Annotated in this window: 10 protein-coding genes; 4 read left to right on the forward strand and 6 right to left on the reverse strand. The window is 69.0% G+C overall.

Annotated elements, in window-relative coordinates; all coding sequences use genetic code 11:
- The first annotated feature begins 5 nt into the window (after positions 1-5).
- The gene (locus tag OHS18_RS18985) at positions 6-1,253 is read left to right on the forward strand and encodes a class I SAM-dependent methyltransferase (RefSeq protein ID WP_328450761.1); all 1,248 of its coding nucleotides are present in this window, start codon (positions 6-8) and stop codon (positions 1,251-1,253) included.
- A 131-nt stretch (positions 1,254-1,384) separates the two neighbouring features.
- Here the strand turns inward: OHS18_RS18985 and OHS18_RS18990 are convergent, their stop codons facing one another.
- The gene (locus tag OHS18_RS18990; protein ID WP_328450759.1) at positions 1,385-2,839 is read right to left on the reverse strand and encodes a nucleotide disphospho-sugar-binding domain-containing protein; all 1,455 of its coding nucleotides are present in this window, start codon (positions 2,837-2,839) and stop codon (positions 1,385-1,387) included.
- Between the two features lie 366 nt (positions 2,840-3,205).
- Between OHS18_RS18990 and OHS18_RS18995 the strand changes: the two genes are divergently transcribed.
- The 3 genes from OHS18_RS18995 (at position 3,206) to OHS18_RS19005 (ending at position 6,802) form a co-directional block, all read left to right on the forward strand.
- A complete protein-coding gene (locus tag OHS18_RS18995) occupies positions 3,206-3,874 on the forward strand; it encodes an O-methyltransferase (RefSeq protein ID WP_328450757.1) in 669 nt (222 codons plus the stop codon).
- Positions 3,875-3,894: 20 nt separating this feature from the next.
- Positions 3,895-5,448, forward strand: a complete 1,554-nt coding sequence (locus tag OHS18_RS19000; protein ID WP_328450755.1) for a 4-hydroxyphenylacetate 3-hydroxylase family protein — start codon at positions 3,895-3,897, stop codon at positions 5,446-5,448.
- 124 nt (positions 5,449-5,572) lie between these two features.
- Positions 5,573-6,802 (forward strand): cytochrome P450 family protein, encoded by a 1,230-nt coding sequence (locus OHS18_RS19005; RefSeq protein WP_328450753.1) that lies wholly within the window; start codon positions 5,573-5,575, stop codon positions 6,800-6,802.
- Positions 6,803-7,077: 275 nt separating this feature from the next.
- Here the strand turns inward: OHS18_RS19005 and OHS18_RS19010 are convergent, their stop codons facing one another.
- The 5 genes from OHS18_RS19010 to OHS18_RS19030 form a co-directional block, all read right to left on the reverse strand.
- Positions 7,078-8,193, reverse strand: coding sequence for a hypothetical protein (locus OHS18_RS19010; RefSeq protein WP_328450751.1), 1,116 nt, complete (start codon positions 8,191-8,193; stop codon positions 7,078-7,080).
- A 30-nt stretch (positions 8,194-8,223) separates the two neighbouring features.
- Positions 8,224-9,453 carry an NAD(P)/FAD-dependent oxidoreductase gene (locus tag OHS18_RS19015; RefSeq protein ID WP_328450749.1) on the reverse strand — a complete coding sequence of 410 codons (1,230 nt, stop codon included), beginning with the start codon at positions 9,451-9,453 and terminating at the stop codon, positions 8,224-8,226.
- Positions 9,454-9,553: 100 nt separating this feature from the next.
- A complete protein-coding gene (locus OHS18_RS19020; RefSeq protein WP_328617941.1) occupies positions 9,554-10,918 on the reverse strand; it encodes a condensation domain-containing protein in 1,365 nt (454 codons plus the stop codon).
- A 52-nt stretch (positions 10,919-10,970) separates the two neighbouring features.
- Positions 10,971-12,023, reverse strand: a complete 1,053-nt coding sequence (hppD, locus tag OHS18_RS19025; RefSeq protein ID WP_328450745.1) for a 4-hydroxyphenylpyruvate dioxygenase — start codon at positions 12,021-12,023, stop codon at positions 10,971-10,973.
- 57 nt (positions 12,024-12,080) lie between these two features.
- Positions 12,081-12,287 (reverse strand): MbtH family protein, encoded by a 207-nt coding sequence (locus OHS18_RS19030; protein ID WP_328450743.1) that lies wholly within the window; start codon positions 12,285-12,287, stop codon positions 12,081-12,083.
- Positions 12,288-12,290: the final 3 nt, after the last annotated feature.

Here is a 12,290-nt window from a genome sequence, read left to right on the forward strand (position 1 = left end):
ATTCCATGACCACGAACAGTGAGGGCCAGTCCATGGGTACGAAGTGTCGGGTGTGCGGTGACCAGGTCGTCGAGTTCGTCGACCTGGGCAACCAGCCGACGGCGAACGGCTTCCTGCTCCCCCACGAGGTGGCCGGCGAGTTCCGCTTCCGGCTGGCGGTCGGGGCGTGCGAGAGCTGCACGATGGTGCAGCTGATGGAGGAGGTGCCGCAGGAGCTGCGCTACCACGCGGGTTACCGGTACCAGGCTTCCGGCTCCGAGGGGCACCGCAAGCACTTCCGGACCGACGCCGAGTGGTTCCTCGCGAACGAGCTCACCGGGCCCGACCCGTTCATCGTCGAGATCGGCTGCAACGACGGCGTCATGCTCTCGACGATCGCCGAGGCCGGCGTGCGGCACCTGGGTGTCGAGCCGTCCGGCAACGTCGCGGACCTGGCCCGGGCCAAGGGTGTCCAGGTGCTCTCCGCGTTCTTCGACCAGGACACCGCGGCCGCCGTCCGCGGCGCGCACGGGGCCGCGGACGTCATCTTCGGCGCCAACACGATCTGCCACATCGCGCACGTCGAATCGCTGTTCCGCGGCATCGACGCGCTGCTGTCGGAGGACGGCATCTTCGTGTTCGAGGAGCCCTACCTCGGCACGATCATCGACGGCATGGCGTTCGACCAGATCTATGACGAGCACGTGTTCTACTTCAGCGCGGGTTCGGTGCAGCGGATGGCGGCGCAGTTCGGGTTCGAGCTGGTGCACGCCGAGCACATCGCCATGCACGGCGGCGAAGTCCGCTACACGATCGCCCGCCCGGGCGCGCGCACGCCGTCGGCCGCGCTCGACGCGCTGCTCGCCGAGGAAGAGGCGGGCAAGCTCTCGGAGCCGCTGACGTTCACGCGCTTCGGCCAGAACGTGGAGCGCATCCGCGACGACCTCGTCGGGCTGCTCACCCACCTGAAGGCCGAGGGCAAGACGGTGGTCGGTTACGGCGCGCCGGGCAAGAGCTCGACGGTGACGACGTACTGCGGCATCACGACCGACCTGATCCCGTTCGTCGTCGACTCGACCCCGGGCAAGCAGGGCCACCTCCTGCCGGGCTCGCACCTGCCGGTGAAGCCGCCGGCGGCGTTCTCGGACGACTACCCGGACTACGCGGTGCTGTTCGCGTGGAACCACGCGGCCGAGATCACGGCCAAGGAGCGCGCCTTCCGCGCGGCCGGCGGCAAGTGGATCCGGTTCGTGCCGGAGGTCGAGGTGCTCTGACGCAGTTGTGGTGAAGGCCCCGCCGGGTTCGCCCGGCGGGGCCTTTTCGTTGTGCGGCAAGTGTTTCCGCACGACGAAAGCCGCCGCCCCGAGGGTTCGGGACGGCGGCTTTCGCGTGCGGTGCGGGAGGCTCAGCGGCGGTGCTGGACGATCAGCTTCTCCAGGTCCGGGATGATGTCGCTGGGGCTGGGCATCGCCAGCCAGTCGTCGTGCAGGGCCGCGGCCGCGTGGTGGTAGTTCGGGTCGGTGGCCACCGACCAGACCAGGTCGCGGATCTCCTCGACCGTGTTGGCGCGGTGGTCGAGGCGGACACCCGCGCCCGTCGAGATGACGAAGTCCGAGACCACCGTGGCCTCGACCTTCTTCGCCGGCAGCTCCCAGTGCGAGGTCGCCTGGTCGGGCTGGCCTTCCTCGCGCTCGTCGAACTCCCAGCCGAGGCGGTAGGTGCCGGTCTTGTGGACGTCGGCGTCCTCGTCGGTCACCAGGCGCATCAGCAGCGAGACGCCCTCGAGGTCGCAGACCAGCTGCGGGACCTTGTGCGCCACGGCCGAGGAGTAGGTGCCGATGCCGCCGTGGTGGATCAGGGCCGAGCAGGTCGGCATCAGGTGCGGCAGGTTGACCCAGTCGATGACCTTGACGTTCGGCGGGATCTCCTGGACGTCGTGCAGCTGCGCCTTGTCCAGCGTGGCCACGATCTCGAGGTCGTCGAGCTGGCCGACGGCCTGGAGGATCTTCGGCGCGCGGTCCCAGTCGCCGTTGATGAACCGGCGGGTGGACTCGCCCAGCGACAGCGCGACGCGGCGGCGGTTCTTGCGGCCGCAGCACTCACAGCGCGTCGCTTCGGGACGCTGGTAGAGCCACTTCGGGAACGTCTCCGGGTCGACGTAGGGGACGTGCCGCATCGGCAGCTTCTTCGTGCTGGTCGGCAGGCGCAGGCCCTCCAGCATCGTCTCGATGCTCCACTGCCCGACGAGCAGCTCGTCGTCGACCTCGAAGCCGTACTTCTCGGCCAGCGGGCGGATCAGCGTGGCCAGCGGGTTCGGGTCGAGGCCGGCCGCCTTGAGGGCGGATTCGTTCTCGGCGAGCCGGTCGAGGCTCCAGCCGAACATGTCGTGCCCGATCAGCAGCCGCGTGTGCGCCGCGCCGCAGACCTTCGCCGCGACCGCGGCCGCCGGGATGGTGGCGTCCCACGAGATCAGGTCCGGCTGCCAGGCCTTCGCGAACTCGATCAGGTCCTCGGCCTCGGAGCGGTCGAGCCGCACGTAGTCCGACGTCGGCTGCATCAGCCACTGGTAGAACACGATCCAGTGCTCGCGACCCTCGGGCGACAGGCCCATCACGTCGGCGTAGCGGTTCACGAGGTCCTGGTGGTGCGGCGGGGCGCAGTCGTCGGTGAGCCGCACGGGCGGCTGGTTCGGATCGCCGAGCAGCACCGGGGTCAGGCCCGTCTTGATGATCATGTCCGCCGCGGTGTGGTGCGCCGCGATGCGGACCTCGTGGCCCGCGCTCTGCAGCGCCCACGCCAGCGGGACCACCGGGTAGAGGTGCGCCAGTGAGTTCGGGTAGACGGTGAACAGGACTCGCATCGAATCTCCTCGACTCCGGATGTGGTGTCGTCGCCGGTGGGAGTCAGGCGCACCCGGGACGGCCAAGGCCGGCGAGGGTCCGCGTGAGCCGCGGAACGCCGTGCCGACGGCGCTCGCGACGCCGGTCCCGGCGCGAAATTCCTGACTACAGCGAGGATCGTCGCCGTGCCCGCGGCGGCGCATCTCCCGCCGTGCTGAGGGCCCGTGGGCTGTGCAAACGAGGAGACGCAAGGCCTTCGCACCGGTGCCGATACTTGCCTTCACAGCCGGAGCTCCGCCCCGGGCCGGGGGCTCCGCCACCCGGAACCCCCAGAAACTTTCAGCCCACCGGAACCCGGCCGGATCGCGCGCCGTCGTGGAGGACGCATGAGTACGTTCAGTTTCCTGGACGAGAAGACGATCGCCTACGTGGTCGGTTCCTGCACGGAACCCGACGCGGTGGTGCAAAGCCTGATCGAGGACACCGCGAAGGTCGGTGAACTCTCGGAAATGCTGACGCCGGTCGAACAAGCCGGTTTCCTGCACCTGATCGCGAAGCTGGTCGCGCCGAAGCTGGTCGTCGACGTCGGGACGTTCACCGGACTGTCCTCTTTGGCCTTCGCGCGCGGGCTCGTACCCGGCGGTCGCGTGATCACCTGCGACGTCACCGAGGACTGGGTCGGCATCGCCCGCAAGCACTGGGAGCTGGCCGGTGTCGCCGACCGGATCGAGTTCAAGCTCGGTCCCGGCCGCAAGACGCTGCCCGGCCTGGTCGCCGACGGTACGGCGGACCTGGTGTTCATCGACGCCGACAAGACGTCCTACCCGTACTACATCGACGCCGTGACGCCGATGCTGCGCTCGGGCGGGCTCCTGATCCTCGACAACGTGCTGCTGCACGGCACGGTCGCGGCGCCCGAAGACGTCGAAGAGGATCTTCCGCGCTACGCCGCCGAAGTCGTCGCCGGCGTCAACGCCAAGCTCGCCGTGGACGAGCGGTTCGAGACCGTGATGCTGCCGATCGCCGACGGCGTCACGCTCGCCCGCAAGAAGTGACCGGACAAGGGGAAGCAGCCATGAGCGAACACCCGGAGGGCCCCGCACCGGCCGCGTCCGCACCGGCCGGCGGAAGCCGTCCGGCCCGGCCGCTGACCGGCGCCGAGTACATCGAAAGCCTGCGTGACGACCGCGAGGTCTACATCAACGGCGAGCGCGTCAAGGACGTCACCGAGCACTCGGCGTTCCGCAACCCGATCCGGATGACCGCGCGGCTCTACGACGCCCTGCACGACCCGAAGTACAAGGACGTGCTGACGGCGCCGACCGACACCGGCAGCGGCGGCTACACGCACCGGTTCTTCCGGACGCCGCACAGCGTCGAGGACATGGTCGCCGACCAGAAGGCGATCGCGGCGTGGGCGCGGATGAGCTGGGGCTGGATGGGCCGCAGCCCCGACTACAAGGCGTCGTTCCTCGGCACGCTCGGCGCGAACTCCGAGTTCTACGCGCCGTTCGAGGACAACGCCAAGCGCTGGTACAAGGAGTCGCAGGAGAAGGTCCTCTACTGGAACCACGCGCTGGTGCACCCGCCGGTCGACCGCAAGAAGCCGCCGGACGAGGTCCGCGACGTGTTCGTCCACGTGGAGAAGGAAACCGACTCCGGCCTGATCGTCAGCGGCGCCAAGGTCGTCGCGACCGGATCGGCGTTGACGCACTACAACTTCATCGCCCACTACGGCCTGCCGATCAAGCGCCGCGAGTTCGCGCTCGTGGCCACGATCCCCATGGACGCCAAGGGGATGAAGCTGATCTGCCGGCCGTCGTACACGTCGATGGCCAACGCCGTCGGCTCGCCGTTCGACTACCCGCTGTCCTCGCGGCTGGACGAGAACGACACGATCCTGGTGCTGGACAAGGTCCTCATCCCGTGGGAGAACGTCTTCATCTACGGGGACCTCGGCAAGGTGCAGACGTTCACCGGGCAGTCCGGCTTCATCGAGCGTTCCACCTTCCAGGGCTGCACCCGGCTGGCGGTGAAGCTGGAGTTCATCGCGGGCCTGCTCGCGAAGGCGCTCGAGATCACCGGCACCGAGGACTTCCGCGGCGTGCAGACCCGTCTCGGTGAGGTTCTGGCGTGGCGCAACCTGTTCTGGGGACTTTCGGACGCCGCGGCCCGCAACCCGGTGCCGTGGCGCGACGGCGCGCTGCTGCCGAACCCGGCGTACGGCCAGGCCTACCGCTGGTTCACCCAGGTCGGCTACGCGCGCATCCGCGAGATCGTGCTGCAGGACGTCGCGAGCGCGTTGATCTACATCAACTCCAGCGCCGAGGACTTCAAGAACCCCGACATCCGCGGTTACCTCGACACCTACGTCCGCGGGTCGAACGGCATCGACGCCGAGACCCGCGTCAAGGTGATGAAGCTGCTGTGGGACGCCGTGGGCACGGAGTTCGGCGGCCGGCACGAGCTCTACGAGCGCAACTACGCCGGCAGCCACGAGAACACCCGCATCGAGCTGCTGTTCGGCCAGGTGGCCTCCGGCGACGTCGACGACTACAAGCGGTTCGTCGACACGTGCCTCAACGAGTACGACCTCGACGGCTGGACCGTGCCGGACATGCGCCGGTGAACTGGGCAAGACGCGAGGTGTCCGGCGCCGGGGGCGCAACGAAGATGAAGCCGGGGAACGAGGACCCGCGGCCGTCCTGGGGTACCGCGGCGGTTCGGCCCGGAAATACTTTGAGGAGTGAGTGATGTCCGCAGAAGACGCCCCTCGCGTGCCGCTCGAGGCGACGGATCTGACCAATCCGCCGCAGCTGCTCGCCAAGCTCGGCACCGACAGCCCGATCCACAAGGTGGCCATGCCCGACGGCATGCCGGCGTGGCTCGTCACCGGCTACCGCGAGGCGCGGCGGGCGCTGTCCGACCCGCGCCTGGCGCGCAGTGACAAGGTCGCCAGCCCGACGCTCAAGCCGTACCTCGCGCTGTACAACGACGACTTCTTCCGCCACTCCATGGTCTTCAACGACCGTCCGGACCACACGCGGATGAAGAAGCTCGTGTCGCAGGCGTTCACCCCGCGGTACATGGAGAACCTGCGCCCGCGGGTGCAGCAGATCACCGACCGGCTGCTCGACGCGATCGCCGCGGCCGGCACCGCGGAGGTCGTCGAGGACCTGGCGATCCCGCTGCCCAACGAGGTCATCTGCGAGTGGTTCGGCGTCCCGATGTCCGACCGCGAGGAGTTCCGCCAGTACTGCTCGATCGTCACCGGTCTGGGCGAGGTCACCGACCAGAACGACATCTTCCAGGCCGGCCGCTGGTTCGACGAGTACCTGACGAACCTCATCTCGCAGCGCAAGGAGGTCGCCGGCGAGGACATGATCTCGGCGATCCTGTCCGGCCAGGAGGGCAACGCGACGCTCTCGGACATCGAGCTGCGGTCCAACATCTTCCTGATGCTGATCGGCTCGGTCGAGACGGCCGTCAACATGATCGCCAACGGCATCCTGGCGCTGCTGCGCAACCCGGAGCAGCTCGCCGCGCTGCGGGCCAACCCGGACCTGGTGCCCAAGGCGATCGAGGAGATCCTGCGCGTCGACCCGCCGGTCGTCACGGTGACCTACCACTTCGCCAAGGCGGAGGTCACCATCGGCGACGTCGTCGTCCAGCCGGGTGAGCACGTGGCCATCTCGCTGACCGCGACGAACTACGACGCCCGCGACTTCCCGGACCCGGGCCGGTTCGACCTGGAGCGCCAGACGCCGCACCTGGCGTTCAGCCACGGCATCCACTTCTGCCTGGGCGCCCCGCTGGCCCGGCTCGAGGGCGAGATCTTCTTCAAGAGCCTGCTGGCGCGCTTCTCGGACATCCAGCTGGCGATCCCGGACGCGGAGCTGGGCTGGAAGCCGAGCTACTTCGTGCACCGTCTCAACGAGCTGCCGATCAGCTTCACGGAGGCCTCGGCCGCCGCGGCGGCGTAGGTTTTCGTCCGAGAGCCCCGGGACCGGTTCGCCGGCCCGGGGCTCTTTCGTGTGTACGTGGCCGGGTCACGGCCCTGATCACGCGAGTCCGGCGTACCCGCCACTGCGGACTCGTGTACCCGGACGGTCGGCTCACGTACCCGGACGGTCGGCTCACGTACCCGGACGGTCGGCTCGCGTACCCGGCCGGACGACACGCGTACTCGGATGGACGACACGCGGGCATGGGAAGAGCCGCCTCGCGGGGAGCGAGGCGGCTCTTGTGGGCCCCCAGGTCAGGCTGCCGCGCGGTGTTCCCGCTCGGTGACCGCCTCGTAGTAGCGGGCGATCGCCTTGTAGGACTCCTTCGGCTCGATGTGGTACGTCGTGAAGTGGTCGAAGTAGTCGTCGCGGATGGTCTTCGTGATCGTCATGCTCGCCGTGTCGAGGTCCCACTGGGGGTCCTCCGAGTGCGGGTGCGTCGGGTGGACGAACTCCGTCACCGCGACGCTGTAGATCCCGAACTCGTCGTACAGGCGCAGCCGGTCCAGGTGGAAGTCCGCCTGGGCCTGCTCGTCGCGGACGAAGCCGTCGAAGACCCGCGGCGGCTCGACCGTGCGGTCCACGATGTCGAAGCCCAGCAGGCCCTTCTCCGACGCGCCCTTGTAGGTGAACGTGCCGTACTCGGAAATCATGATCGGCTTGTTCCACTTGCGGTACGCGGCCAGCTCGGCGAGGTAGGCCTCGCGGTCCGGCTTCGGGTGGTAGTAGTCCACGATGCCGATGTAGTCGAACGGCGTCCAGTCGACGCGCTCGAACGAGCCGGCCGAGTACGTGATGCCGCCGCCGAAGTTCGCGCGCGCCACCTCCACCGCCTTGGCCAGGAACGCGTTGAGCTTGCGCTCGACGTCGTCGTGGTCGATCGGGCCGACCGGGCGCAGGAAGTGGTGGTCGGAGTCGGGGAAGGCGTTGCCCATCCGGTTGTGGTAGAACTCGCCCGGCATGATCCCCATGGTCTGGATCGCGTGCGTGCACCCGACGCTGACGTGGATGTCCGCGCCCTGCAGGCGGAACTTCTCGGCCAGCGCGGCGGTCTTCCCGATGTGCTCCAGCACCGCCGGCTGCTCGCCGTCCATCAGGCGCGGCTGCAGCCAGACGTGCAGGCCGCGCTCGATGGCGTACGCCGTCGTCGCCTCGAGGCGGTCGAACAGCGTGCCGTAGATCGTGACGGAGTTCGCCTTCAGGCCGTCGGCGATCGAGTCGATCTCCGTGCGCATGATGTCGTCGCTCCACACCATGCGCGAGTTCGAGCCCTGGCCCGTCTCGTGGTTGGAGCCGCAGTCGTAGGCGACCCCGCGGTAGGTGAGGCCAGTTCCCCGCGGCGCGAGGATGTCCCCTTCGTGTGTGCTCATTTTCCGCTCCCAGTAACCGATGCGGCGGTCTTACGCCGCCCGCCTGCGCTGCTCGAAGATGTCGTTGATGCCGGTGAGGCCCGAGAGCATGGTCGCGAAGTCCGTCTCCCGCGGCCGCAGCTTCTGCGGGTCGATCTGCTGCTGGGCCTTGTCCCAGTAGTCTTCCTTGTTCTTCGTGCGGTCGTAGAAGAAGCGCACGAAGTCCAGGACCGAGTCGAGGAACGTCCGGTAGCTCTCCTCGTACAGGCCGAGCAGTTCGTCCTCGACCGAGGCGTCGCGCAGCGAGCCGTCGATCGCGTCGGCCAGTGCCCGCGCCCCGCGCAGCGCCAGCGTGACGCCGGTGGAGAGCAGCGGGTCGACGAACGCGGCGGCGTCGCCGACCAGCGCCCAGCCCGGGCCGTGGAAGCGCTCGGAGGTGTAGGACCAGTCGCGGATGTTGCGGAACCCGCTGACCCGGCGCGCGCCCTTGACGAGCGTGCTGACCTCTTCGGTCGCCTGGACCTGCTCGAGGTACAGGTCCTCCAGCGACTTCCCGGACTTCTGGTACTCCTCCAGCGGCGTCACGTAGCCGACGCTGACCGTGCCGTCCGAGAGCGGGATGAACCAGACCCACCCGGTCGGCCGGTTCTCCGAGATGATGTCGCCGGCCTTGGTGCCGCCGTAGAGGTTGCAGCCCTGCCAGTAGCTCCAGGTGGCGATGTTGCGCAGGTCGTCGTGCCAGGAGACCATGTCGAAGTGCTTGGCCAGCAGGTGGTTCTGGCCGGAGGCGTCGACGACGAACTTCGAGCGCACCGTCCGGACGTCCTTGCTGCCCTTCTCGGTGTAGGTGATGCCGACCATCCGCTCGCCGTCGAAGACCGGCTCGCGGACGGTGACCTCTTCGAGCACCGTGGCGCCCAGTTCACGGGCGCGGCCCAGCACCAGGGCGTCGAAGTCGGCGCGGCGGACCTGGTAGGCGTGGTCGTAGAGCGCCGACTCGGTGAACCGGAAACCCCAGGTGCCCTGGTTCTTGCCCCACAGCAGGGTGCCGCCGTACTTCTTGGTGAAGCCCATGTCGTCCAGGCGCTTCAGCAGGCCCAGGTCGTCCAAAGTGGGCAGTGCCCCGGTGATCAGGGACTCGCCGATGTGGTAGCGCGGGAACTTCTCACGCTCGATCACCAGCACCCGGTGGCCCATGCCGGCCAGCAGACCCGCTGTCGCGGCGCCGCCCGGGCCGCCGCCGATGACGACGACGTCGAAGTCCTCTTCGCTTGCGCTCATCTGCGCCTTCCTCCTCGAGAGATCGCCCTAACGTGCTTTTGGGGGTCCAGGGGGCCCGCCCCCGGCGGGGTCCGGGGCTCGGCCCCGGATGACACAGTGGTCAGAGTGCCCACAGTGGACGGTTGGGGTCGGTCAGCCCGGACGCCAGGATCGCCTGGTAGTCCTCGATCATCCGGACCATCGTCTCCCGGTCGAACTGCTCGGTGTTGTAGCGGCTGGTGCCGGCGATCTCGCCGTCGGCGAGGATGTCGAGTGCCCACAGCACCCCGTTGGGGATGTCGGAGGTGTCGTCGCAGGACTTGGTGCGCTTGCGGACCTCGGCGTACTCGACGTCGCCGACGGTCTCGGCTTCGGTCATGCCGGGGAACTGCAGGACCTGGATCGCGCAGACGGCGTTGTCGTCCCGCTCGTAGGTCTTGTTGATCTCCGGCGCCTGCGCGACGACCTCGCTGAAGGGCAGTTCGTGCGCGTAGGCCTCCAGGCAGGTGGCGCGGATCCGCAGCACCAGCTCGGAGAACGTGCGGCAGCCCTCGATGTCGGTCCGCAGCGGCACCAGGTTGAAGAACGGCCCGATGGTCTCCATGAACGACGAGTCGGAACGGCCGGAGGTGATGATCGGCACCACCAGGTCGGTGGCGCCGGAGATCCGCGCCAGGAGCGCGTTGAACGCGGCCAGCAGGACCATGAACGGCGAGCAGTGCATCACCCGCGCCAACTCCATGGTGCCGCGGGTGAGCTCGGCGTCGAGCAGGAACCGCTCCACCGCGTAGACGGCCGCGGTCTCCGGGGCGAGCGTGCGGTCGGACTTGATGTCGAGCATCCGCCCGCCGCGCAGCTTGCCGCCCCAGTAGTCGCGCGACGCCTGGGAGTTCGCGCTGGCCAGATCGTCGATCTGCCAGACGGAGAAGTCCCCGTACTGGCGGGCTTCCGGCAGCTGCGGGACGTCGAGCCCGCGACGCCGCGCGTAGCTGACGGCCAGCTCGTGGATCAGCACGTGCAGCGACCAGCCGTCACCGGCCGTGTGGTGCACGATGAGCACCAGCACCCCGTCCTGGTCGTCGAAGCGGCCCAGCTCGGCGCGCAGGTGCGGCAGGGCGTCGGCGCCCAGCCGGCCCGCTTCGACCGTGTTGACGAAGTCGTCGACCTGCTCGTCGCGCGGCAGGCCGTTGTCGGTCAGCTGGTGCACCCGCAGCTCGGGCGAGGACGGCGGGTGGACGCGCTGGTACTGCTCGCCGCCGTCGCGGACGATCTCCGTGCGCAGGATCTCGTGCCGCTCGACGACGTCGTCCAGCGCGCCCTGGAGCGCGGCCAGGTCCAGCTCGCCGCGCACCCGCCAGCCGTGGATCACCAGGTGCCGCGGTCCGAACGCACCGTCCGTCGCCCCCTTGTCGAAGATGCACAGCAGACCGAGGTTGGCCGACAGCGGGTAGCGGCCGGCCGTGGCGCCGGCCTCGGAGATGCTCATCGCGGGTTCCCTTCGTAACGGCGCGAGCGGGCGGTGGGTAGCGGGTGCTGGTTCAGGAGTGGTCGCGCTGGCGCTCGGCGGCCTGGTACAGCGCGGTGATGTTGCCGCTGCCGAACCCGCGCGCCCCGAGCCGTTCGACCAGCTCCAGGAAGATCGTGTTCCGCGGATGCACCGACCGGGCGAAGATCTGGTACAGCTGGCCGTCGTGGTCCTCGTCGACGAGCACCTGCTGATCGCGCAGGTCCGCCAGCGAGTACTGCTCCGGCACGACGCGCTGCAGCAGGTCCGCGTAGTAGGAGTCCGGGGTGCCCATGAACTCGACCTCCCGGTCGCGCAGCAGCTCGACCGCCTCGATGATCCCGTTGGCGGCGAAGGCGATGTGCTGCACACCCGCGCCGCCGTGGTCCTTGAGGAAGTCGTCGATGTGGCCCGGCTCCTTCGAGGTGTCCGGCTCGATCAGCGTGAACGTGACGCTGCCGGACTTGCTCTGCACCACCTTCGTGGTCATCGCCTGCGCGCCGATCGCGAGCGTCTCGTCGAAGATCAGCTCGAAGTTCAGCACGTCCCGGTAGAAGTCGACGGTGGCGTCGAGGTGACCGTTCTCCACGCACACCGCGAAGTGGTCGATCTCCAGCAGGGCACCGGGTTCTTCGGCGTCCACGGTGATCGGCGCCGGCGGGCCGTCCGGGTATTCGACGAAGGTGTGCAGCGTGTCGCCGAAGCCCATGATGCTGGCCGTGACGACCCCGCCGGCCCGGCTCGGCCCGGCGACCGGGCGGGCGCCGCGGGCGACGGCCGCTTCGAAGGCGGCCGTCGCGTCGCTGACGCGCAGCGCGATGTCCGCGACGCCGTCGCCGTGGTGGTCGACGTAGGCGGTGCCGGGGTGGTCTTCGACCAGGGGCTCGCTGAAGACGAACCGGACGTCGTTGGCGCCGATCTCGGTCGACCGCACGGCGGCCCAGTCCGGCCCGGCGTCACCCAGCGGCCGTTCGCCGAGCCCGTACCCGCGCACCAGCCAGTTCCGTGCCGTGTCGAGGCTGCCGACGTAGAACCGGACGTAGTCCAGTTCGAGGCCGTCGAGCACCGACGGATTCGGGGTGGCCATGGGGAACCTTCTTTCCTCGTTTCCGGGATGAGCGCGGTGGGCGGCGTCCGGGAGTTTTCAGGCGGCGCGGCGGGCGGCCGGGTTGGGTCGCAGGTCGCGCCAGTTCTCACTGATGTAGTCCAGGCAGGACACCCGGCCGCGCGGGCCGTGCACCACGTCCCAGCCCCCGGGGACCGGGATGCCGGACAGCCACAGCGAGTGCTCGCCCGCGGCGTTCACCAGGACGGTGTAGTTCTTGTCCGGGTCGTCGAAGGGGTTGGTCATCTC

The sequence above is a fragment of the Amycolatopsis sp. NBC_00355 genome, from assembly GCF_036104975.1.
Taxonomy (GTDB): Bacteria; Actinomycetota; Actinomycetes; order Mycobacteriales; family Pseudonocardiaceae; genus Amycolatopsis.

Coding starts and splice junctions, on each gene's coding strand:
- OHS18_RS18985 (WP_328450761.1), top strand. CDS start 6: ATGACCACGAACAGTGAGGGCCAGTCCATGGGTACGAAGTGTCGGGTG.
- OHS18_RS19010 (WP_328450751.1), bottom strand. CDS start 8,193: ATGAGCACACACGAAGGGGACATCCTCGCGCCGCGGGGAACTGGCCTC.
- OHS18_RS19030 (WP_328450743.1), bottom strand. CDS start 12,287: ATGACCAACCCCTTCGACGACCCGGACAAGAACTACACCGTCCTGGTG.
- OHS18_RS18995 (WP_328450757.1), top strand. CDS start 3,206: ATGAGTACGTTCAGTTTCCTGGACGAGAAGACGATCGCCTACGTGGTC.
- OHS18_RS18990 (WP_328450759.1), bottom strand. CDS start 2,839: ATGCGAGTCCTGTTCACCGTCTACCCGAACTCACTGGCGCACCTCTAC.
- OHS18_RS19020 (WP_328617941.1), bottom strand. CDS start 10,918: ATGAGCATCTCCGAGGCCGGCGCCACGGCCGGCCGCTACCCGCTGTCG.
- hppD (WP_328450745.1), bottom strand. CDS start 12,023: ATGGCCACCCCGAATCCGTCGGTGCTCGACGGCCTCGAACTGGACTAC.
- OHS18_RS19015 (WP_328450749.1), bottom strand. CDS start 9,453: ATGAGCGCAAGCGAAGAGGACTTCGACGTCGTCGTCATCGGCGGCGGC.
- OHS18_RS19000 (WP_328450755.1), top strand. CDS start 3,895: ATGAGCGAACACCCGGAGGGCCCCGCACCGGCCGCGTCCGCACCGGCC.
- OHS18_RS19005 (WP_328450753.1), top strand. CDS start 5,573: ATGTCCGCAGAAGACGCCCCTCGCGTGCCGCTCGAGGCGACGGATCTG.